Below are 22,606 nucleotides of genomic sequence, written 5' to 3' on the forward strand. Positions count from 1 at the left end.
ACATAGGGTATAACGGCCGCAGCGGAGGGCGCCCTTGTCAATTCAGAGGCGAGGTCAATTCAGGGGCGAGCGCGGCGCGAATGAACAAACTTGTCCAGGGAGGAACGGGTGGCAAAAGCATCAAGGACGACGACGGTGAAAGCGGGAGCCAAGGCGCCGTCGAAAGCAGCCGGTACTGCCAAGCCGAAAGCACCCATTGCCAAAGTCGCCACGCCGAAGGCGGCCGCGGCGCCCGTAAGGGCAAGCACAAAGCCGGCGGTGAAAGCCCCGGCCAAGGCCGCGGCCGGAAAGACGGCGCCGGGGAGTAAAGCGGGTGCGGCAAAGCCTGCTGTCAGGCCGGCGTCGAAGGCTGCGGCGGCGGTGAAGGCCCCACCGGCGGCAAGGCCGGCCGCCGCCACCGCCAACCGATTGCCGAAAGCATTGACGGCGCTGGCCGCCGGCTTGCCGGAAAAGCCGTGGCTCAAGAGCTATCCGAAAAACGTGCAGGCGGAGATCGGCGCCCTGCCCTACAGCTCGATCGGCGATTTCCTCGTCGGCGCCTGCAAGCAGTTTTCCGCGCAGCCGGCCTTCACCTGCATGGACAAGTCCATCAGCTACACCGATGTCGAGCGGCTGTCGGCGGCCTTCGGCGCCTACCTGCAATCGAAGGGCCTGCAGAAAGGCGCGCGCGTCGCGCTGATGATGCCGAACGTGCTGCAATACCCGGTGGCGATGATGGCGATCTTGCGCGCCGGCTATGTCGTGGTGAATATCAATCCGCTCTACACGCCGCGCGAGCTCGAACACCAGTTGAAGGATTCCGGTGCGCAAGCCATCGTCATCCTGGAAAACTTCGCCAACACCTTGCAGGCGGTGATCGCGAGGACGGCGGTCAAGCATGTGGTGGTCGCCGCGATGGGCGACATGCTCGGCGGCCTGAAGGGCACCATCGTCAATTTCGTCGTGCGCCGCGTGAAGAAGATGGTGCCGGCATGGTCCTTGCCCGGCCATGTCAAGTTCAATGCCGCCATGAAGGCCGGCGCCGGCATGGGCTTCAAGCCGGCCAAGGTGGAAGCAGACGATGTCGCCTTCCTGCAATATACGGGCGGCACCACGGGCGTGTCGAAGGGCGCCACACTGCTGCACAGAAACGTGCTCGCCAACGTCGCGCAGAACGCGCAGTGGATGGAGGACGCCTACACGATCAAGCCGAAACCGGCGCACCCCAACTTTATCTGCGCGCTGCCGCTCTATCATATTTTCGCGCTGACCGTGAACGCACTGATGGGCATGCAGCAAGGCGCCCGCAATGTGCTCATTCCCAATCCGCGCGACATTCCCGGCTTCGTCAAGGAACTGCAGAAGTATCCGGTGCACATCTTTCCCGGCCTCAACACGCTGTTCAACGCGCTGCTCAACAATGAGGATTTCCGCAAGCTCGACTTCAAGCCGCTGGTGCTGACGTTGGGCGGCGGCATGGCGGTGCAGAAGGGCGTCGCCGAACGCTGGAAGACGCTGACCGGTTGTTCGGTCACCGAAGGCTACGGCCTCTCGGAAACCTCGCCGGTCGCCACCGCCAACAAGTTCACCGCCGGCGACTTCACCGGCACCATCGGCCTGCCGCTGCCCTCGACCGAGATCGCCATCCGCGACGACGACGGCAACAATTTGCCGCTCGGCGAGGTCGGCGAGGTCTGCATCCGAGGACCGCAGGTGATGGCGGGCTACTGGAACCGGCCCGATGAGACCGCCAAGGTGATGACCAAGGATGGCTACTTCAAATCCGGCGACATGGGCTTCATGGACGAGCGCGGCTACACCAAGATCGTCGACCGCAAGAAGGACATGATCCTGGTTTCGGGCTTCAATGTCTATCCGAACGAGCTCGAGGAAGTCGTGGCCATGCATCCGGGCGTGCTCGAAGTGGCGGCGGTCGGCGTGCCGGACGAGCATTCGGGCGAGGTGCCGAAACTGTTCGTGGTCAAGAAGGATCCGGCGCTGACCGCAGAGACGCTCACCGCCTTCTGCCGCGAGAACCTGACCGGCTACAAGCGGCCCAAATACATAGAATTCAGGACCGAGCTGCCGAAGACGCCGGTCGGCAAGATCCTGCGGCGAGCACTGCGCGAATAGTGGACGGCGATCTTGCCGACAACGATGCTCTGGATCGATGCTCACGCCTCGACCCGGCAACCTTCATCAAGGCGAACATGCGCCTTGTCCCCGTGCCTGCGCTTCCAGAAATCCAGTTTTATACAGCTCACCCCGGCAGCGGATTGAGGCGGCTCGTCGAGCCCGAAGACGATGCGGAAGACGCGCCGGAGCCACAACCGCCCTACTGGGCCTATGCATGGGCCGGCGGCACCGTGCTCGCACGCTATGTCCTTGACCATCCAACAACCGTGGCGGGACGCCGCGTGCTCGACCTTGGTGCCGGCTCCGGCCTTGTCGGCATCGCCGCAGCTAAGGCTGGGGCACGCGAAGTGATCGCCGCCGAGATCGACCGCAACGGCGTTGCCGCTCTTGAGCTCAACGCGGTCGCCAACGGCGTTGCCATCACAATAATAGGCGAAGACATCACCGCCGGCCCGCCGCCGGCAGTTGACCTCGTGCTCGCAGGCGATGTTTTCTACGGGTGCGACGTTGCTTTACGCATCACCCCGTTCCTCGATCGCTGCCTGGCAGCCGGCATCGACGTGCTGGTCGGCGATCCCCGTCGCAACGATCTGCCGCTGTCCCGACTGCGGTTGCTCGCCGAATACCAGGTGCCGGATTTCGGCGACGCGAAGGGTGCTGCGACCAAGCCGAGCGGTGTCTTTTCGTTTGAGGCGGAAGAGCGCTGACGCTGAGATCAATCCCAGTCACTCGGAATGGCCGGGTTCGACCTCGTTCCGGACCTTTGTCAGGTGAGTACGACTGCCAGAAGGCAGCCATACAGAGCTGACATTCGGCGGCGCAAAATTGGGGTATGATCCAAGGCGCGTTATTCGGGCGTCGTAGGGTGGCTCGGCGAGTCGCAAAACGGCGGGATGGCGCGTTGCTGCCATCACCCCGGCAATGTCGATGTTGCGTTGTCTAACGCTCAGTTCTTCAAGGTCCCCGTCTCAAGCTTGGAGTGCCGCATGGTTGGCCCGCAAGAACTCGGCCGCTGTCATCGGCTTGCGGCCCAAGAGTTTCTCGAGATCCCCCGCCGTGCCGCCCCATTCTCCGGCGTTGATGCCTTGCACCCACACAAGCGCGAAGCGGGCGGCCTGCTCGGGCAGACCCGCCGCCACTAAGTGGGCGATGTAATCGTGATCCGAGCCGGAAACAAACGGCACTCGCTTGCCGCTGACATCCGACAGGATCTGTGCGACATCCGCGAAGGACACGGCGGGATCGCCATACAGCGAGTATGTCTTGTATTCATGGCCGTCTTGGCTCAGCACAATGGCATGCGCCTCTGCTAGGTCGTCACGGCTGGCATAGCCCGCCTTGCCCGCACCAGCCGGCACGTGAACCCCGGTCTCCAGGGCGTTTCCGCCGATGTAGAATGGGATGCTCTCGATAAAGGGCGGATGACGGACGAGCGTGTAGGCTAGGCCGGACGCCTTCAGTTTTTCCTCGACGAACAGATCCTGCTCGGTGATATCCGACAAGGTGAAGGCGGATCCTGCTTCGTGGATGATCGGCATATAGACGATGCGCTTAACGCCCGCCTGCCGAGCTGCGCTAATGGCATTTTGGTGCTGGGTATTGCGATCGGTAAAGGCCGTGGCGGATACGAGCATTAGCTTATCAATGCCCTCGAACGCGCGCACCAGTCCGTCATAGTCGAGATAGTCGCCTTGGCGGATCTCAATCCTATCGGCCGCCAGATCGGCCGCCTTGGCGGGATCGCGGGCCAGGCCGACGAGATCGCTGGCGGGCAACCGCTTCAGGAGATGTTGGAGAGTTTTTCGGCCGATATTGCCGGTTGCGCCGGTTACGAGGATCTTGGCCATGGTGATTTCCTTTGGGCTTTTGCACATCGACACCGTCGTCCGATCCAGGTAAGTCAGAACAGACCTGCAAACCAGTACCGACTATTTGGTAAGTGCCAAAATTCGGAGATCGACGTGACCGAGACAAATTTCCAATGCGGCCTGGAAGCGGTTCTTGCCATCCTTGGAGGCAAGTGGAAGCCGCTTGTCGTCTATCATCTGGCCAGCGGGCCCAAACGCACCGGTCAACTCCGCAGGCTCGTTACCAACGTGAGCGAGAAAATGCTGATCCAGCACCTGAAAGAACTGACGGATGATGGCGTTATTCGTCGCATTGACTTTCAGACGGTGCCGCCGCACGTCGAGTATGAACTAACCGACTTTGGTCAAAGCCTGGCCGGAGTACTCGCGCCCTTGTGCGAATGGGGAACTCATCATACGTCCGAGGTAGCCCTGATCGTGCAAAATCGATCGCGCCCTTCTGCAGGTGCGTAGCGGTCCCAAATCTGGCGGTGGACCAAGGTCCGCCTTTGAGGGAACAGCCCGTCTCCTTTCCACCAATCTCAGCCGTGGGCGGGAAAGCCCAAGTTGATTTGCCCGGCCTCCGCCGTCAGATCGTCTCCTTGACCCGCGCCGAGAGAAAATCCGGCAGGTCGGCGACCGAATCCAGGACCACATCGGCAATGCCGGCCAGCGATTCGCGGGTGCCGGTGCCGGAGAGCACGCCGACTGCCAGCCCGCAGCCGCCGGCACGCGCCATTTCGAGGTCGTGCCTGTTGTCGCCGACCATGGCGATCTCCGCCGGCCTGAGGCCGGTGAGGTCGCTGAAAGCCAGGATGGTGTCGGGCGCCGGCTTCGGATTGGCCACCGCGTCGTAGCCATAGGCCGCGTCGAACAATTGGGCGACGCCGAGCGTCACCAGCGTCTTTTCCGCTCCGCTGGTCGAATCATTGGTGGCGACGCCAAGCCGGTAGGATTTCCTGTGCAAGGCCGTCAACGTGTCGACGATGCCCGGCAGCGCCACGGCCATCGCCGAGCCCTGCACAGAGGTGATCTCGTTGAAGCGGGCAACCGCAAGCATCTGGTCCTCGTTGGACAGGCGCGGAAACCACAATTCGACGACGTCGAGATTGGTGCCGGACGCAAAGATCGAGTCGGGCTTGAAGCGTTTGTTGGCGAAATCGAAGCCGGCGGCGGCCAGCAGCCTGTCGGCTTTCCAGCGATCGCCCTCGGACGCATCCATGGCCATGAAGTCGGCAACGCCGAGCCAGGTGGCGTTGAAGTCGACAAGCGTGCCGTCCTTGTCGAACAATATTCCCTTGATGTCTGCCAAACTTTTCACTCCGAGCCACGCAAATGGTGGATGAATCCCACAAGGCCAGCGGTCGATGCATCCCGCTTGGCGGCACTTTCCTTGCCCTCCACGACAGGCAGAAGGCCGGTGGCCAGTTCCTTGCCGAGCTCGACGCCCCACTGGTCGAAGGAGTTGATGTCGAACAGCGTGCCCTCGACGAAGACGCGGTGCTCGTAGAGCGCGATCAGCCGGCCGAAGGTGCGTGGGTCGAGTTTGCGGTAGAGGATGGTCAGCGAGGGCCGGTTGCCCGAGAAGACGCGGTGCGGCGCTATCTTGTCGACCTCGGCCGGCTTCATGCCCTTGGCCAGCATCTGGGCGCGGGCTTCGTCCAGCGTGCGGCCCTTCATCAGCGCTTCCGACTGCGCCAGGCAGTTGGCGAGCAGCAGATCGTGCTGATGTTTGAGTTCCGGCTCGTGGCCGACCGCCGCGGCGAGGAACTCGACCGGGATGAAATCGGTGCCCTGGTGCAGCAGCTGGAAGAAGGCATGCTGGCCGTTGGTGCCGGGCTCGCCCCAGACCAGCGGTCCGGTCGGCGTCGTCACCTCTGTGCCTTCGAGGGTGACGCTCTTGCCGTTCGATTCCATGTCGAGCTGCTGCAGATAGGCCGGCAGCCTGGACAGGCGCTGGTCATACGGGATGACGGCGCGCGCCGGGTAGCCGCAGATGACGCGATGCCACCAGCCAACCAGTCCAAGCAGCGCCGGCAGGTTCTCCTGCACCGGCGCGGTGCGGAAATGCTCGTCCATCTCGTGCGCGCCATCGAGGAAGGCGCGAAAATTCCGCGGACCGACAGCAATCATCACCGGCAGGCCGATGGCGCCCCACAGCGAATAGCGGCCGCCGACCCAATCCCAGAAGCCGAAGACGCGATCCGGCGCGATGCCGAACCGGGCCACCAGGTCGAGCGCGGTGGAGACGGCGGCGAAATGCTTGCCGACCGCTTCCTTACCCAGTGCTTCTTGCACCCATTTCCGAGCGGTTTCGGCATTGGTCATCGTTTCGACGGTGGTGAAGGTCTTGGAAGCGATGATGAAAAGCGTGGTTTCGGCGGAGAGGCCCTTCAGCGTGTCGTGGATATGGGCGCCATCGATGTTGGAGACGTAGTGGGCGCGCGGCCCGTCATGATAGGGCGCCAGCGCCAGCGTCGCCATGGCCGGGCCGAGATCGGAACCGCCGATGCCGATGTTGACGATGTCGGTGATCTTCTTGCCGGTGGCGCCGGCCGCCTTGCCCGAGCGCACGGCATCGGCAAAGGCGCCCATGGCGTCGAGCACGGCGATGACGTCAGCCTTGACGTCCTGGCCATCGACGGTGACGCCCTTGCCGGTCAGGTTGCGCAGCGCCGTGTGCAGCACGGCACGGTCCTCGGTGACGTTGATCTTCTTGCCGGCGAACATAGCGGCGCGGCGGCCTTCGAGATCGGCGGCCTGGGCGAGCTTTTCCAGCAGCTCCATGGTGGTCGCGTCGACCGCGCATTTCGACCAGTCGAGCAGCAGATCGCCGTCGGTGACGGAGAATTCCACGAACCGCTTGGGATCGGCGGCGAAGGCCTGGCGCATGCTGGCGGGCGCCGCCGCGCGGTGGTCACGCAAGGCGGCGAGCTGTTTTTGAAAGGACGATTGATCCACTGCCAAACTCCGAGACCTCGAGCCATCATTACGGACCGGATGTTTCCGGCGCGTGTCGTCGCGACAATCTATCGGGCCGAACTCCACCCGTTTCAATGCGCAGCGATGACGCACACCGTCACCCCAGCGATGACGCAGACGTCACGCGGCGATGACGCAGACGTCACGTACGGTGTCATCGCCGGGATGAGGCGCCGCGTCACCCCAGGATGGCGCAACGCGGCATCAAAAGGACGTGAAGGATCACTGGCATAAATCCCAACGATCAGAAAAATTGATTGGCGCAACCCCTTGTGCCACGGTTACGTTCGGCTGGTCCAGCCAAGCGAAAAAGGCTGGCCATCGAGGAAATCTCCCATGCCACAGCGAAACGACACGGCGATATGGTCCGGCCTGTTCCGGATTTCGGCTGAATCCGGCCAAACCCTGCAGGCGCAGATCCGCCAAGCCATCGTAGCCGCCATTCTCGACCGCCAGATCGCCGCTTCGATGCCGCTTCCTTCCTGCCGGATCCTGGCCGAAAAACTTGGCGTGGCTCGCGGAACCGTGGTGCTGGCGTTCCAGCAGCTCGTCGACCAGGGTTTCCTGGTGGCGCGCGAGCGGCGTGGACATTTCGTCAATCCCGATGTGCTGGCGACACCGGCCAAGCCGCACCAGAAGGCGCCCGACCAGGCCAACGAGATCGACTGGAAGGCACGCCGCAAGATCGCCGCCAGCGACATGCCGCCGCCGGCCAAGCACGAGAACTGGATCAAGTCGTCCTATCCCTTCGTCTACGGGCAGTTCGACCCGGCGCTGTTCCCGACCGCCGAGTGGCGCGAGTGCAACCGCATGGCGCTTGCCGTGCTGGAAATCCGTAACTGGGCGTCCGACATGGTCGACCGTGACGATCCGCTGCTGATCGAGCAGATCCAGGCGCGGCTCCTGCCCCGGCGCGGCATCTTCGCCAATCCGGACGAGATCATCGTCACGCTGGGCGCTCAGAACGCGCTCTACATGCTGGCGACGCTGCTGATGTCCAAAGGCTCCAAGGTGGCGATGGAAGACCCAGGCTATCCCGACGCCCGCTCGATCTTCCGCCTTGCGGGCGCTGAGATACAGCCGGTGCCGGTCGACCAGTCCGGCATCGTAACTACTTCTATTGCCAACGATTCCGGGTTCGTCTTCGTCACGCCAAGCCATCATTGCCCGACCATGGTGCCGTTGTCGGCGGAGCGGCGGCAGGATCTTCTGGCGCGCGCCAACCGCTACAACCAGATCATCATCGAGGACGGCTATGACAGCCAGCTTCTCGACGAGGCACCGCAGCAAGCGCTGAAGAGCCTCGATCGCTCCGGCCGCGTCGTCTATGTCGGCTCGATGTCCAAGACGCTGGCTCCGGGCCTGCGGCTCGGCTACATCGTGGCGTCCGCCGGACTGATCGCGGAGCTCAGGGCGCTGCGCCGCTTCATGCTGCGTCACCCGCCGGCCAACAATCAGCGCGCCGTAGCGCTATTCCTGTCGCTCGGCCACCACGAGGCGCTGGTGCGGCGGCTGTCTTCAGCCTTCGACGAGCGGCGCAAGCGGCTGGTCCATGCGATTTCCGCCTTCCTGCCGGAATGGCGTTCGACCGATTCGGCCGGCGGCACGTCGCTGTGGCTCGAAGGGCCGCGCGGCACCGATTCGCGCGGGCTGGCCGAGGCAGCCGCCTCGCGCAGCGTCATCATCGAGCCAGGCGACCGTTTCTTCGATCGCACTGAAAAGCCTTCGCGTTTCATGCGGCTGGGCATCTCGTCGATCGCACTGCAGCACATCGAGCCAGGCATTCGCGAACTGGCCACGGCCGCCGGACGCAGACCCGCGGCCGCCTGATCCATCGTCGATCTCTCGTGACCGGAGCCGTTCGCAGCGGCTCCGGTATTTTAGCTCTGGCACATGGAACTGGGCCAGCTGGCCCATAGGATGGGCCAGTGCCAGCGGCATAGTCGGCGTCAGGGGAAGAAGCAGGCCGATGGTGGATCAACCGCCACGAGTTCCTGCCGACGAAGGTGGAGTGCTTCCATGCCAGTGGCTGTCGAACAGCAGGACACGCCGGCGAACCGTCGTCCGCAGCGCTCCGGTCTTCGCGAAACAGGACATGCCATGCGATCATCTCCCCTGGTGGAGGATACCAGACCACAGCACAAGGCCATCGAGGGCGGCGGCTACGGGCCGCTGCGCGGGGATGACCGCGAGCGTATCCACGAGGGCGTGCTGACGCTTTTGGAGACAGTGGGTTTCGCCAACGCCATTCCTTCCTGCATAAAGGTGCTGACCAAGGTGGGGGCGGTCCACGGCGACGATGGCCGGGTCCGCTTTCCGCGCGCGCTCGTGCTCGACACCATCAAGCGAGCGGCACGACATTTCACGCTTCATGGCCAGGACCCCAGGCACGACATGGTGGTCCAGGGCAAGCGCGTGCACTACGGCACGGCAGGCATCGCCGTGCACCTAGTGGATCTGGAGAAGCGCGAGTACCGCGAGTCCAAGCTGCAGGATATTTATGATGCCGCCCGCATCGTCGACGGGCTGGACAACATCCATTTCTTCCAGCGGCCGATGGTGGCGCGCGACATCGCCGATCCGCTCGAGATGGATTTCAACACGCTTTATGCCTGTGTGATGGGAACATCGAAGCACGTCGGAACATCCTTCACCGTGCGTGAGAACGTGAAGCCTGCGCTTGAAATGCTGTACGCCATCGCCGGCGGCGAGGAGAATTTCCGTGCCCGGCCGTTCGTTTCCAACTCCAACTCATTCGTCGTGCCGCCAATGAAGTTCGCCGAGGATGCCTGCGGCGTGCTTGAGGCCTGCGTCGAAGGCGGCATCCCGATCCTGCTGCTGTCGACCGGCCAGTCCGGCACCACGGCACCCGCGGCGATGGCCGGCGCCGTCGTGCAAGCAGTGGCCGAAGTGCTGGCCGGCCTGGTCTATGTCAACGCGCTCAAGCCCGGCCATCCGGCGATCTTCGGCGCATGGCCGTTCATGTCGGACCTGCGCACCGGCGCCATGGCGGGCGGGTCGGCCGAGCAGTCGGTAGCAACGGCGGCCTGTGCCCAGATGGCGCAATTCTACGACCTGCCCGGTGGCTCCGCCGCCGGCATGACGGATTCGAAATTGCCCGATATTCAGTCCGGCTACGAAAAGGGCATCACCAATGTGATGGCCGGCCTCTCCGGCCTCAACCTCGTCTACGAGGCGGCCGGCATGCATGCCTCGCTGCTCGGCTTCTGCCTGGAAAGCCTGGTCATCGACAACGACATGCTCGGTCATTGCCTGGGCTGCGCGCGTGGCATCGACGTGACTGACGAGGCCCTGTCGATCGACAGCATCGCCGAGGTCTGCCTCAAGGGTCCGGGCCACTATCTCGACAACGAACAAACGCTCAAGCTGATGCAGACCGAGCACTTCTATCCCGCCCTCGGCGATCGTTCCTCGCCGAAGGAATGGAACGAAAAAGGCCGGCCTGATATATTGCTGCGTGCGATCACCGAGAAGAAACGCATTCTTGCCGAGCGATTTCCGCGCCACGTGCCAAAACAGGTCGACGACAGATTGCGTGCCCGCTTCGGCAACCTGATCCACCTGCCGCGCACGCAAATGGGCGCCTGACCGGAGACGAGTTCGTGCAGCCATACAGCCACCACCCGGAACCAATTCAGAACGGAAAACCGCTTCACACTTTTCCTGGAATTGCGCTCTTCGTTTGACGCAATTCCGAACAGAAAACCGCTTCACACTTTTCCTGGAATTGCTCCGGGACCAACCATCGGGCAGAACGACAAATGAGTGTGCATCCTATCCAGCAAGCACCCACCGACGGCGACGCGATCGATCGGCTGGTGGCATCTCATCGGCCAGGTCACGGCCTGGTGCGTGCCTTCTATCATGATCCGGCGATCTTCGAGCGCGACATGGAACGTGTCTTTCGCCGCCACTGGCATTGCCTGGCGCATGCCAGCGTTATCCCGAACCCCGGCGATTTCGAGCTGTTCAAGCTGGGCGACGAGGCGGTCATCCTGACACGCGGCATGGATGGCACCGTGCATGCCATGCTCAATGTCTGCCGCCACCGTGGTGCCGAGGTCTGCACCAAGGAGAAGGGCAATGCGAAGATGTTCGTGTGCCCCTACCACGCATGGGCCTATTCCAATGACGGATCCTTGCGTGCCGCGCGCCTGATGCCAAAGGATTTCGACCGCTCGGCGCACGGGCTGAAGAAGCTTCATGTCCGCGTCGCTTCCGGGCTGGTCTTCATTTCCTTCGCCGAGACGCCGCTCGATTTCGATCCGATCGAACAGTCGCTGCGCACGAGCTGCGGCCAATATGGCTGGGGCGACGCCAAGGTGGCGTATCGTCAGTCCTATCCGCTCGACGCCAACTGGAAGCTCGCCGTCGAGAACTATGTCGAATGTTACCATTGCGGGCCGGCGCATCCGGAATATTCGCAGACGCATGCGCTGGAAAAACCGGCCGAGATGATCGAGCAGCTCAATGCCGCGATGGAGCAACGCACCTGCGCGCTCGGCATCGAGATCGGCAGCGCCAACCGCTGGCAGAACTCGGCCGCCGGACAGGAGGCGATCCACACTTTCCGCTATGCGCTCTATGACGGCGTTTCCAGCGGCAGCAAGGACGGCTCGCCGGTCGCGCCGCTGATGGGCCGTTTCACCGACTATGATGGTGGCGTGACATCGATCCATCTTGGCGGTACGACCTTTCTCGTCTGTTATCCCGATCACGGCATGATCTATCGTTTCATCCCGAAAACAGCTGGTACCTGTGAGATGGAGCTGATCTGGCTGGTGCGCGGCGACGCGGTCGAGGGCCAGGACTACGATCTGGAGAAGCTGACCTGGCTGTGGAAGGTCACCACCGAAGAGGACAAGAAGATCATCGAGCACACCGCGCGCGGCGTGCGCTCGCACTATTTCGTGCCCGGACCGATCGCGCCGATGGAATACAACGAACTGCGCTACATCGGCTGGTATCTCGAGGAGATCAGCCGGGCCTGATCGGCTCGGCTGCCGCGGGGGATCAAGCAGATCTTGCCTTTCGCGTCATTCCGCGCTGAGCCCGTATCGGTCGACGACTTCAGCGTTGATGAGCTTGGCATGCAGCGTCATCAGCACGATCTGCGCGTCGAGGCTGTCGCCGGTTTCAAGCGCCGCCTCGATGCGACGCTCGGCTTCCAGCGTCCGATCATGGCCATTGGCTTGCTCGAAGGTTTCCGGACCCGCGATGCAATAGCTGCATAATTGTGCCACCGACGCATAGGTGCCCGGCGGCGGCTCGTCGGGCCAGCGATCCTTCATCAGGTTGACGATGGTAAGCTTCACGCCCTCCGGCACAAGGGCTGGATGCAGATCGGCGCCGCGCAATGCATCGTCGAGCTGCCTCAAGTCGCCCGAACGGCCGAACATTCCGAGGAAGCCGAGGGAAGAGCGCCGTCCGGCCATGATGTTTCCTTCCGTTTCCAGCCCACTTAGGTGGTGGGCAAGCGGATTACAAAGGCGGTGCTGTCTAACCAGCCGCCGCCAGCAAGACCCCTGCAAGGGCGGATAGCGCGAGTGTCGGCAGCATGCCGACTTTCAGCTTCAGGATGGCGACCATCGCGGCCACGGATAGCAAGGCCGCACGCCAGTCGATGGACGAAAGCACCGGCACGTTCATGCCAAGCCCCGTCGCGTGCACCTCACGGAAGATGACATGCAAAGCAAACCATAGGGCCAGATTCATGATCACCCCGACAATTGCGGCGGTGATCGCGCCCAGTGCGGCCGACAATGCCTTGTTGCCGCGCAAGGCCTCGATGTAGGGCGCCCCGAGGAATATCCAGAAAAAGCAGGGCGTGAACGTCACCCACAAGGTGAGCAGCGCCCCCAGCGATCCGGCAAGCAACGGGTCGAGCGAGCCGGAATGGCGGAACGCGGCGATGAAGCCGACGAACTGCAGCACCAGGATGAGCGGTCCTGGCGTCGTTTCTGCAAGTCCAAGACCGTCCACCATTTCACCCGGCGCCAGCCAGCCGAAGGACTGGACGGCTGCCTGCGCGACATAGGCGAGCACCGCGTAGGCGCCACCGAAGGTGACGACAGCCATCAGGCTGAAGAACCGGCCTATCTCGGTCCAGACGCTTGCGGAGCCGGTGAACCACCAGATCAAAAGAACAGGCCCGAGCCAGATCGGCAGCCAGATGGCGAGGGTGCGCGGCGCGTGCCATTTGGTAGGTTTGACATGGGCCAGTTCGCCACGCTCGAACATCAGGTCGACCGCTCCCTTGGAGTCGGCAACACCGTCTTTGCCATGGGCCGAGCCGGAAAACAGGCCGGGAGCAACGCGGTCCCCCAGCCATCCCGTCAGGCCGGCGAGAAGGACGATGAGCGGAAACGGCACATTCAACGCATAGATGGCAATGAACGCCGCGACCGCGATCGACACCATGACCCGGTTCTTGAGGGCGCGTCGCCCGATCCGGATCACCGCCTCGATGACAATGGCGAGCACCGCCGCCTTCACCCCGAAAAACAGCGCCGCGACGAGCGGCATGTCGCCATAGAGGACGTACAGGCTGCTCAAGGCGAGCATGACGAGCGCGCCCGGCACGACGAACAGGATGCCGGCAACAAGGCCACCGGCCGTCCTGTGCAGCAGCCAACCGATGTAGATGGCGAGTTGCTGGGCTTCCGGGCCAGGCAGCAGCATGCAGTAATTCAACGCATGCAGGAAACGCCGTTCCCCGATCCAGCGCCGCTCCTCGACCAGTTCCTTGTGCATCAGCGCGATCTGCCCGGCCGGACCGCCAAAGCTGAGCAATCCGATTTTCGCCCAGACCTTCGTGGCTTCCGCGAAGGTCGGCGCAGCCGGCGGCTCGACGGTCACCGCCTTATTGTCGGGGACAAGAATGGTCATGATGGTTTACCTGCAGCGGGCCAGTTGTGCGTTTCTTCGGTGGCGTCGCGACACCAGCGGAAGAACGCGTCGTAGAGCAGCATGCCTGCTTCCAGTTGTTCCAAATCGTCGCGGTACATACGCGACAGACCGAGCGAGGCAGCCAGAAAACCGGCCGCCTGGGGCACCAGGTCGAGGCTTGCGGTGTCGGCCGCGCGCACGATCAACGCCAGGCGATCGAGCGCCCCGGATTCCAACCCGAACTCCTCGATCATCGTGTCGAAGGTGCAGCGTTCGCCGCGATGGCTCCAGAACACATTGTCGATGTCGAACGGCACGGCCTGAAAGCGGTCGGCAACAGCCAATACTTCAGCGGGTTCGACAAACAGGAACACCGCGTCGGGGTCGAGGAAACGCCGGATCAGCCATGGGCAAGCGATGCGGTCGACCTTCGGGCGGGATCGCGTCACCCAGACGGTGGCGCCCTTTTCATTGCGTGGCGGCAACTTGGCGGTGCGGACCAGAAGCCCCCCGGCATCGCGCCAGGCCTCAAAGCCGCCTTCAAGGGATTCGGCTGATATCCCCTCATGGCGCATCCATGCGACGACGCCTTGCGAGAGCTTTTGCCCCTTCTGACAGACGACGGCCACCGGCTTGTCGGCAAACTCGGCCGCCCAGGTCGAAACGGTTTTGAAATCGCGCCGGCACGAGGCCGGCAACAGGCGCGGATCGGCTTCGAAATCTTCTTCGATGCGAACATCGATGATGACAGGTGCACCCGGCAGACCTATGAGCCGGGACAATTGCGGTACGGTGATAGCGGTTGTTGACGGCATGGCGTCCACCTCCTGAAAAGAGAAGCTTGGACGCGAACGTTGGGCTGACGCCTCACGGGGTCGTCGCGATGCACCCCTTGTCATGATGGTGGATTTGTTGGGCGCGCTTGTCAAGGACGGTGACCGTTCTCGACCTACCCGGCCAGGATAACCGGAAAACCGATGGCGGCCTGATTTGATCAAGCCGCCATCCGTCGATTCAGTATCAATGATTGTCTCTGGGGACACCGCTGGTGTGCGCGACATCCTGGTATTTCACCGCCGGCTTCAGCACCATCCCCTCCGAGAACTGCGCGACCATGCCGCGCTGGATCTCCTGCCAGGGTGTCTGGTGCTTGGGATAGTGGAAGCCGCCATTGTTCTGCAACTCGGCGCGGCGCCGGGTGATCTCGTCGTCGGTGACGAGGATGTCGGCCGTACCCTTGCGCAAGTCGATGCGGACACGATCGCCCGTCTTGAGCAGCGCCAGTCCGCCGCCAATCGCCGCTTCCGGCGAGGCGTTGAGGATCGAGGGCGAACCCGACGTGCCCGACTGGCGGCCGTCACCGATGCAAGCGAGCGCGTGGATGCCCTTCTTGATGAGATAGGCCGGCGGCTGCATGTTGACGACCTCGGCACCGCCGGGATAGCCGACCGGGCCAGCGCCGCGCATGAACAGGATGGTGTGTTCGTCGATGCCTTGCGCCGGGTCGTCGATGCGGGCGTGGTAATCCTCCGGCCCGTCGAAAACCATGGCGTTACCTTCGAAAGCCTCGGGATCCTTGGGGTTGGAGAGATAGCGTTCGCGGAATTCCGGCGAGATGCCGCTGGTCTTCATGATCGCCGAATCGAACAGATTGCCCCGAAGATTGATGAAGCCGGCATTGGCCTTCAGCGGCTTGGCGACAGAGCGGATGACGTCGGGATTTTCGTTGGCAACGCCCTCGCTGTTCTCACCGATCGACTTGCCGTTGACGGTGCGCGCGCCGGGATGCGGCAACAGCCCGCCCTTCATCAGTTCGGCGATGACCGCCGGCACGCCGCCGGCATGATGGTAGTCCTCGCCGAGATATTCGCCCGTCGGCTGCAAATTGACCAGCAGCGGCACATTGAGGCCGACCGTCTGCCAGTCGTCATTGTCGAGCTTGACTCCAAGGTGACGGGCGATGGCGTTGAGATGGATAGGCGCGTTGGTCGAGCCGCCAATGGCCGAATTGACGACGATGGCGTTCTCGAAAGCCTCTCTCGTCATGATGTCGGACGGCTTCAGATCCTCATGCACCATCTCGACGATGCGTTTTCCGGTCTCATAGGAAATCTGGCCGCGCTCGCGGTAGGGCGCGGGAATGGCGGCCGAGCCCGGCAACTGCATGCCAAGCGCCTCGGCCAGCGAGTTCATCGTGGTGGCGGTGCCCATGGTGTTGCAATAGCCGGTGGACGGCGCCGACGAGGCGACGATATCCATGAACTCGTCATAATCGATCTCGCCGGCCGACAGGCGCTGGCGTGATTCCCAGACGATGGTGCCGGAGCCGGTGCGCTTGCCCTTGTGCCAGCCATTGAGCATCGGGCCGACCGACAGGGCGATCGCCGGGATGTTGACGGTGGCCGCCGCCATCAGCAGGGCCGGTGTCGTCTTGTCGCAACCGATGGTCAGCACGACGCCATCGAGCGGATAGCCGTAGAGCACCTCGACAAGGCTGAGATAGGCAAGGTTGCGGTCAAGTGCCGCGGTCGGGCGCTTGCCGGTCTCCTGGATCGGATGGCAAGGAAACTCGAAGGGAATGCCGCCCATCGAGACGATGCCTTCGCGCACACGCTTGGCGAGTTCGATATGGTGACGGTTGCAAGGCGACAGATCCGAGCCGGTCTGGGCGATGCCGATCAGCGGCTTGCCGGACATCAGTTCGGCGCGCGTCAGGCCGTAATTGAGATAGCGTTCGAGATAGAGCGCCGTCATGCCCGGATTGTCGGGATTGTCGAACCACTCCTGCGAGCGAAATTTTTTCTTATGGGTGGGGGCGCCTGCCATCATGGTCTCCGTATTTGTAAGACAAATCGATATGGCAACGCGCGGGAGCAGGCAAGAGGGCGTGCGGTCGCAACCGGACTTTGGTGCGATAGACACGCACCGAGCCGTGCGTTACGGGTTCGGGCAGTCTTGTCCGGGAGGTTTTCATGGCTTTGGTGATCGAAGGCGAGGAGCGCATTGCCGCACCGCTGCAAAAAGTGTGGGAAGCGCTGAACGATCCCGAGGTCTTGAAGGCGACCATTCCCGGCTGCCAGAGCCTGGAGATGAAGTCGCCGACCGAGATGGCGGCAACCGTGGTGGTGAAGATCGGACCGATCAAGGCGACGTTCAACGGCGAAGTGACGCTGAAGAACCTGAAGCCGCCGCACTCCTACACCATCCAGGGCGAAGGCAAGGGCGGCATTGCAGGCTTCGCCAAGGGGGGCGCCGACGTGACGCTGACGGCGGATGGACCCGACGCCACGATATTGAACTACGCGGCCAAGGCCGATGTCGGGGGCAAGATCGCACAGCTTGGCAGCCGCCTGATCGAATCGACCTCGAAGAAACTGGCTGGACAGTTTTTTTCCAGCTTTGGCGAGAAGGTCGGCGCGGCCTAGGCTGCAGCACGGCGGCGCCTGCTATTCAAACACAATACTCGGCACGGCAGCAGCAGCCGCACCACGCTCTTCGTTGACCCGGTCCCAGACCTTCGAGGCGATGTCGCGGTAGATTTTCGCTTCGGGGCCATCGGGCTTGGAGACGACAACCGGCGTGCCGGCATCCGAGCTTTCGCGAATGCCCATTTCGAGCGGCACCTCACCGAGGAAGGTGACGCCGAGGCGCTCGGCCTCGCGGCGGGCGCCGCCATGGCCAAAGATGTCGTAGCGCTTGCCGGTGTCCGGGGCGATGAAATAGCTCATGTTCTCGACGATGCCGAGCAACGGGACGTCGACCTTCTTGAACATGTTGAGGCCTTTTCGCGCGTCGATCAGGGCCAGGTCCTGTGGCGTCGAGACGATGACAGCACCAGCCAGCGGCACCTGCTGGGCCATGGTCAACTGCGCGTCGCCAGTGCCGGGCGGCATGTCGACGACGAGCACGTCGAGACGGCCCCATTCGACCTCGCGCAGCATCTGCGTCAGCGCCGACATCACCATCGGGCCGCGCCAGATCATCGGCGTTTCCTCGTCGACGAGGAAACCCATGGACATTACCTTCAGGCCGTAATTCTCCATCGGTTTCAGGATCTTGCCGTCGACGGTCTGCGGCCGGCCGTGGATGTTGAGCAGCCTGGGCATGGACGGTCCGTAGATGTCGGCATCCAGCACGCCGACGCGCAGGCCGTTGGCGGCGAGGCCGAGCGCGATGTTGACGGCGGTGGTCGACTTGCCGACGCCGCCCTTGCCGGAAGCAACGGCAATGATCGCCTCGATACCGGGCACGCCACGTTTGCCCGAACTGTGCGAGGCGGGCGCGTGCGGAGCCGCACGCGGCGCGGCGGCAGCGGGCGCAGCCGGCGGAACGGGCCTGGGTGCGGGGCGCGACGGAACCGGCGCCTCCATGCCGCCGCCCCTCTTCTCGGCCGTCAGCGCGACGACCGCGCCGGCGACCCCGGGGATTGTCTTGACGACGCGCTCGGCGGCGGCGCGCAGCGGCTCCATTTCCTGGGCACGAGCGGCGGGAACGGTAATCGAGAAGAAGACCTTCCCGTCGGCGATGAAAATCTCCGAAACCATGCCGAGGTCGACGATGTTGCCGGTGAAATCCGGCCCGTTGACCGTCTTCAGACGCTCGGTGACGATTTCCTTGGTGACGGACATGGCAGTTTTTCCTTACGCAGCTTGCGCCTGAGATGCAGCTTGCACCTGAGATAATGCAGTTTCCGGACAGAACCAAGCCGTGGAGCAATGGCTGCCTTGGCGTGCCTGGAAAAGCGGCGGGTCCTGTCGGATTTCATCCGCGCCAAACGTCTTCCAGATAATCGAGCGCCGATGCGGCCAACAATCAGGTCGAGCGACAGTCGTCAAACGATCGCGGCGACCTATTTCGGTGACCAGCACGGGGTCGACAACCAGGAAAGGAGACCATCATGCTCGCAAACAGCAATGCAACGGCCAATCTCGCGGTGAAGGATCTCGCGAAAGCCAAGGCTTTCTATGAGGGAACGCTTGGCCTGAAACAGGTGCACGATGAGGGCGGCGAACTGATCGTCTACAAAAGCGGCGATACCACCCTCAACGTCTATCATTCTCAATTTGCCGGAACCAACAAGGCGACAGCGGTAACCTGGATGGTTGGCGACGAGATCGGCAACATCGTCAAGGAACTGAAGACGAAGGGCGTCGCCTTCGAGCACTATCAGATGCCGGGCTTGACGCTGGAGGGCGATCTCCACGTCGGTTACGGAATGAAGGTCGCCTGGTTCAAGGACCCGGACGGCAACATCCTGAACCTTGTGGACAGGTAGATTTCTTTACGTCACCTCGCCAGGCCAACCGCCAGGTAGGTGAGCGCCGAAATCAAAGCGGTGGCCGGCAAGGTGACGATCCAGGCAATGACGATGTTGCCGGCAATGCCCCAGCGCACGGCCGAGACGCGGCGGGCGGCGCCGACGCCGATGATGGCGCCAGTGATGGTGTGCGTGGTCGACACGGGAATGCCGAGCCAGGTCGCGGCAAACAGGGTGATCGCCCCGCCGGTCTCGGCGCAAAAACCCTGCATCGGGTTCAGCCGCGTGATCTTCGAGCCCATGGTGTGGACGATGCGCCAGCCGCCGAACAGGGTGCCGAGCGCCAGTGCCGCCTGACAGGTGAGGACAACCCAGAGCGGTACATGGAAAGTCGCGCCGAGCATGCCTTGCGAATAGAGCAGCACGGCAATGATGCCCATGGTCTTCTGCGCGTCATTGCCACCGTGCCCGAGCGAATAGAGCGAGGCGGAAAAGAACTGCATGACGCGGAAGGTACTGTCGACCGCAAAGGGCGTCTGGCGCACGAAGAGCCACGAGACGACGAAAATCAGGATGAGCGCCAGGATAAAGCCGGTCGCTGGCGACAGGACGATTGCCGCAACCGTCTTGCCAAGCCCTGTCCAGACGATGGCGCCCACGCCTGCCTTTGCCACACCGGCACCTACCAGGCCGCCGATCAACGCATGCGAGCTGCTCGACGGGATGCCGGCGATCCAGGTGACGATGTTCCAGACTATGGCGCCGACGAGCGCCGAGAAGATGACCGCCGGGGTGACGATGCTGACATCGACGATACCCTTGCCCACTGTCTCGGCGACGTGGAGGCCGAAGAACATGAAGGCGATGAAGTTGAAGAAAGCCGCCCACAATACCGCGTATTGCGGCCTTAGCACGCGGGTGGAGACGATGGTGGCAATGGAGTTGGCGGCATCGTGCAAGCCGTTGAGAAAGTCGAAGAACAGCGCGACGCCGACGAGGCCGACCAGCACGGGAAAGGCAATGGTGGCTTCCATCACCTAGACATTCTCAATGACGATGCCGCTGATCTCGTTGGCGACGTCCTCGAAGCGGTCGACCACTTTTTCCAGTTGGCCATAAATCTCGCTGCCGATCATGTACGCCATCGGATCGCTGCTGCCGTGCTTCCTGAAGAGATCCTTCAGCCCTTGCTCGTGCAGGTCGTCGGCCCGGCTTTCGACGCGCATCACCTCTTCGGCGATGGCGTTGAGGCGCACCGTGTGCGTCGCGACCTTGTTGAGCAGCGGGATCGCCTCGGCCACCAGCTTGGCGGCGGCGACGATGACGCCACCCATTTCCTGCATCAGCGGATCGAATTCCTTGCGCTCGAACAGCTTCACCGTCTTGACCGTCTTGTGCATCATGTCGATGGCATCATCCATCGACTGGATCAGGTCCTTGATGTCGCCGCGATCGAAAGGCGTGATGAAGGAGCGCCGCACCGCCAGCAGGACTTCCGCGGTGATGTGGTCGGCCTCATCTTCGAGATCGACGATTTTCTGGCACCAGAGGTCGATATCCCTGCCCTGGAGAAGCTGCTCCAGCGCCTCGGCGCCGCCGACCACGGTGCGCGAATGTCGTTCGAACAGGTCGAAGAAGCGATCTTCGCGCGGCAAAAGCTTGCGGAACCAGCCCAGCATGGTCGATCTCCCAGTTTCATCCACATAGCGCCGCATCGCGCCGCGGGAAACAGGTAGCCGGCTTAAAGGTGTGGATGCAGGGCAATTGTGCATCGCGCTTGCGGTGAGGCGCGATTTCCCCGACCTTGCAGCGAACCACCGGAAAGATCGCATGATCGACAAGCTGGAATTCTTCATCGCGCTCGCCAGGGAGGAGCATTTCGGCCGGGCGGCGGAGGTATGCGGCGTCACCCAGCCGACGCTCTCGGCCGGCATCAAGCAGTTGGAGGGCCAGCTTGGCGTCATGCTGGTCCTGCGCGGCTCACGCTTCCAGGGGCTGACGCCGGAGGGAAAACAGGTGCTGGTGTGGGCACGCCGCATCGTCGGCGACACCAGGACCATGCGCGAGGAAATGCGCGCGGCGCGCCACGGACTTTCGGGCCGTATCCGCATCGCCGCCATTCCGACGGCGCTCGCCATGCTGCCGCGGCTGACGACGCCGTTTCGCGAAAAGCATCCAGGCGTCACCTTTTCGGTGCTGTCGCGGACCTCGATCGAGGTGCTGTCGCTGCTCGGCAATTTCGACATCGATGCCGGCATCACCTATCTCGACAACGAGCCGCTGGGGCGGGTGACCAGCGTGCCGCTCTATGACGAGCGCTACCAACTGATCACCGCGATGGGAAATCCCTATTCCGACCGCGACAAAGTGACATGGGCAGAGCTCTCAAGCCTGCCGCTGTGCCTGTTGACGCCAGACATGCAGAACCGTCGCATCATCGATCAGCATCTGGCCGAAGCCGGCGTGCAGGTGCGACCGACGCTGGAATCCAATTCGATGATCGTGCTGTTTTCGCACATCCGCACCGGCAAATGGTCGTCGATCATGCCGCTCAACCTTGCGGAAACATTCGGCTTTTCCGAGCCGATCCGGGCCATTCCGATTGTCGAGCCGGATGCCAGCCACACGGTCGGCCTGGTGGCGACACCGCGCGAACCGCACACACCTTTGGTCTCGGCGCTGCTGGACGAGGCAATGGCGCTGGCGGACGATTTCCACGCAAACCGTTCCGCTAGACAGAGTTAGCCGAACGGAACGATAGAAAATTTCTATCGTACAACGAAACCGCTTTATTGATTTCAGAGGTTTTCTCTGGTTTCTTAAGCACTTAGCGATAAAGCGGCACGCGCATGTCGTTGTTCCAAAACAGCTTGATGCTTCTGGCCGATATGTATGGGTCGCTACGATAGGGAGGGCGCTGCATGACAATGCAGCCTGCAAGTACCGAGATCACGTCGCGCACGGTCGCGATCATCCAGGAGATGAAGGGCCTCGAAGGCCCGTTGCTGCCGATCCTTCACGGCATCCAGGAAGAGTTCGGCCATGTGCCCAAGGATGCGCTGCCGGTCATCGCCGAGGCGCTGAACATTTCCAGGGCCGAGGTGCACGGCGTCGTCAGCTTCTATCATGATTACCGCAGCCACCCGGCAGGCCGGCATGTGCTGAAGCTCTGCCAGGCGGAATCCTGCCAGTCGATGGGTTCGGACGCCATCGCCGCCAAGCTGAAGCAATTGCTGGGCATCGGCTTCCATGAGACGACCCGCGACGGTTCGGTAACGCTGGAGCCGGTCTATTGTCTCGGCCTGTGCGCCTGTTCGCCCGCCGCTATGCTGGATGGCGAGGTGATCGGGCGGCTCAATGACGAGAAGCTCGACGAGATCGTTGCAGAGGTGCGCTCATGATCCCGCGCATCTACATTCCCGGCGATTCCGGTGCGCTGGCGCTTGGCGCCGAAAAGGTCGCCAAGGCGATCGCCGGCGAACTCGCCGAGCGCGGC

At 62.8% G+C, this 22,606-nt stretch carries 20 protein-coding genes; 10 read left to right on the plus strand and 10 right to left on the minus strand.

The annotated features are described in order from the left end of the window. Positions 1-108: 108 nt before the first annotated feature. A complete protein-coding gene (locus EN964_RS03205; protein ID WP_127267319.1) occupies positions 109-2,112 on the plus strand; it encodes a long-chain fatty acid--CoA ligase in 2,004 nt (667 codons plus the stop codon). 77 nt (positions 2,113-2,189) lie between these two features. Continuing rightward, the gene (locus EN964_RS03210) at positions 2,190-2,822 is read left to right on the plus strand and encodes a methyltransferase (protein WP_127267324.1); all 633 of its coding nucleotides are present in this window, start codon (positions 2,190-2,192) and stop codon (positions 2,820-2,822) included. Positions 2,823-3,083: 261 nt separating this feature from the next. Here EN964_RS03210 and EN964_RS03215 read toward each other — a convergent pair whose 3' ends face one another. Then, on the minus strand, positions 3,084-3,962 hold the full coding sequence (locus tag EN964_RS03215; RefSeq protein WP_127267318.1) for an NAD(P)H-binding protein: 879 nt from the start codon (positions 3,960-3,962) through the stop codon (positions 3,084-3,086). Positions 3,963-4,076: 114 nt separating this feature from the next. Here EN964_RS03215 and EN964_RS03220 point away from each other — a divergent pair, with 114 nt between their 5' ends. Continuing rightward, positions 4,077-4,436, plus strand: coding sequence for a helix-turn-helix domain-containing protein (locus EN964_RS03220; protein ID WP_127267317.1), 360 nt, complete (start codon positions 4,077-4,079; stop codon positions 4,434-4,436). Positions 4,437-4,551: 115 nt separating this feature from the next. Here EN964_RS03220 and EN964_RS03225 read toward each other — a convergent pair whose 3' ends face one another. Both EN964_RS03225 and pgi read right to left on the minus strand, forming a co-directional pair. Continuing rightward, the gene (locus EN964_RS03225) at positions 4,552-5,274 is read right to left on the minus strand and encodes an HAD family hydrolase (protein ID WP_127267316.1); all 723 of its coding nucleotides are present in this window, start codon (positions 5,272-5,274) and stop codon (positions 4,552-4,554) included. Positions 5,275-5,279: 5 nt separating this feature from the next. Next, positions 5,280-6,929, minus strand: coding sequence for a glucose-6-phosphate isomerase (pgi, locus tag EN964_RS03230; protein ID WP_268931216.1), 1,650 nt, complete (start codon positions 6,927-6,929; stop codon positions 5,280-5,282). A 351-nt stretch (positions 6,930-7,280) separates the two neighbouring features. Here pgi and EN964_RS03235 point away from each other — a divergent pair, with 351 nt between their 5' ends. From EN964_RS03235 to EN964_RS03245, 3 genes are all read left to right on the plus strand, one after another. Next, a complete protein-coding gene (locus EN964_RS03235; protein WP_027039660.1) occupies positions 7,281-8,774 on the plus strand; it encodes a PLP-dependent aminotransferase family protein in 1,494 nt (497 codons plus the stop codon). 189 nt (positions 8,775-8,963) lie between these two features. Beyond that, a complete protein-coding gene (locus tag EN964_RS03240; RefSeq protein ID WP_127271378.1) occupies positions 8,964-10,553 on the plus strand; it encodes a trimethylamine methyltransferase family protein in 1,590 nt (529 codons plus the stop codon). A 173-nt stretch (positions 10,554-10,726) separates the two neighbouring features. Beyond that, positions 10,727-11,956: an aromatic ring-hydroxylating dioxygenase subunit alpha gene (locus tag EN964_RS03245; protein WP_127271385.1), complete on the plus strand. Its 1,230-nt coding sequence runs from the start codon at positions 10,727-10,729 to the stop codon at positions 11,954-11,956. A gap of 45 nt (positions 11,957-12,001) precedes the next feature. Here EN964_RS03245 and EN964_RS03250 read toward each other — a convergent pair whose 3' ends face one another. The 4 genes from EN964_RS03250 to EN964_RS03265 form a co-directional block, all read right to left on the minus strand. Next, entirely contained in the window at positions 12,002-12,400 is a 399-nt protein-coding gene (locus EN964_RS03250) for a hypothetical protein (RefSeq protein ID WP_127271376.1), read from the minus strand. Positions 12,401-12,464: 64 nt separating this feature from the next. Further along, positions 12,465-13,853 (minus strand): chromate efflux transporter, encoded by a 1,389-nt coding sequence (chrA, locus tag EN964_RS03255; RefSeq protein ID WP_127273111.1) that lies wholly within the window; start codon positions 13,851-13,853, stop codon positions 12,465-12,467. After that, on the minus strand, positions 13,850-14,668 hold the full coding sequence (locus EN964_RS03260; RefSeq protein ID WP_127267013.1) for a chromate resistance protein ChrB domain-containing protein: 819 nt from the start codon (positions 14,666-14,668) through the stop codon (positions 13,850-13,852). The genes chrA and EN964_RS03260 overlap by 4 nt, the downstream gene beginning before the upstream one ends. Before the next feature lie 205 nt (positions 14,669-14,873). Further along, positions 14,874-16,679 (minus strand): IlvD/Edd family dehydratase, encoded by a 1,806-nt coding sequence (locus EN964_RS03265; protein WP_023811496.1) that lies wholly within the window; start codon positions 16,677-16,679, stop codon positions 14,874-14,876. A gap of 146 nt (positions 16,680-16,825) precedes the next feature. Between EN964_RS03265 and EN964_RS03270 the strand changes: the two genes are divergently transcribed. Then, complete coding sequence (locus EN964_RS03270; protein ID WP_013528005.1) at positions 16,826-17,278, plus strand: carbon monoxide dehydrogenase subunit G; 453 nt, start codon at positions 16,826-16,828, stop codon at positions 17,276-17,278. A gap of 21 nt (positions 17,279-17,299) precedes the next feature. On the opposite strand, the gene EN964_RS03275 is transcribed toward EN964_RS03270, so the two are convergent. Beyond that, positions 17,300-18,481, minus strand: coding sequence for an Mrp/NBP35 family ATP-binding protein (locus EN964_RS03275; protein ID WP_127267005.1), 1,182 nt, complete (start codon positions 18,479-18,481; stop codon positions 17,300-17,302). Between the two features lie 269 nt (positions 18,482-18,750). On the opposite strand from EN964_RS03275, the gene EN964_RS03280 reads away from it, so the two are divergent. Further along, positions 18,751-19,128, plus strand: coding sequence for a VOC family protein (locus EN964_RS03280; RefSeq protein ID WP_127267006.1), 378 nt, complete (start codon positions 18,751-18,753; stop codon positions 19,126-19,128). Positions 19,129-19,139: 11 nt separating this feature from the next. Here EN964_RS03280 and EN964_RS03285 read toward each other — a convergent pair whose 3' ends face one another. Together EN964_RS03285 and EN964_RS03290 are read right to left on the minus strand one after the other, a co-directional pair. Beyond that, positions 19,140-20,144, minus strand: a complete 1,005-nt coding sequence (locus tag EN964_RS03285) for an inorganic phosphate transporter (protein WP_127267014.1) — start codon at positions 20,142-20,144, stop codon at positions 19,140-19,142. Positions 20,145-20,147: 3 nt separating this feature from the next. Continuing rightward, positions 20,148-20,789 (minus strand): DUF47 domain-containing protein, encoded by a 642-nt coding sequence (locus tag EN964_RS03290; RefSeq protein WP_127267007.1) that lies wholly within the window; start codon positions 20,787-20,789, stop codon positions 20,148-20,150. Between the two features lie 151 nt (positions 20,790-20,940). Here EN964_RS03290 and EN964_RS03295 point away from each other — a divergent pair, with 151 nt between their 5' ends. Continuing rightward, on the plus strand, positions 20,941-21,855 hold the full coding sequence (locus tag EN964_RS03295; protein WP_127267008.1) for a LysR family transcriptional regulator: 915 nt from the start codon (positions 20,941-20,943) through the stop codon (positions 21,853-21,855). A 176-nt stretch (positions 21,856-22,031) separates the two neighbouring features. Next, positions 22,032-22,511, plus strand: a complete 480-nt coding sequence (locus tag EN964_RS03300) for a formate dehydrogenase subunit gamma (protein ID WP_127267009.1) — start codon at positions 22,032-22,034, stop codon at positions 22,509-22,511. Positions 22,512-22,606 lie beyond the last annotated feature (95 nt).

The organism is Mesorhizobium sp. M7A.F.Ca.CA.001.10.2.1, from assembly GCF_003998575.1.
In the GTDB taxonomy this organism is placed as follows: Bacteria; Pseudomonadota; Alphaproteobacteria; order Rhizobiales; family Rhizobiaceae; genus Mesorhizobium.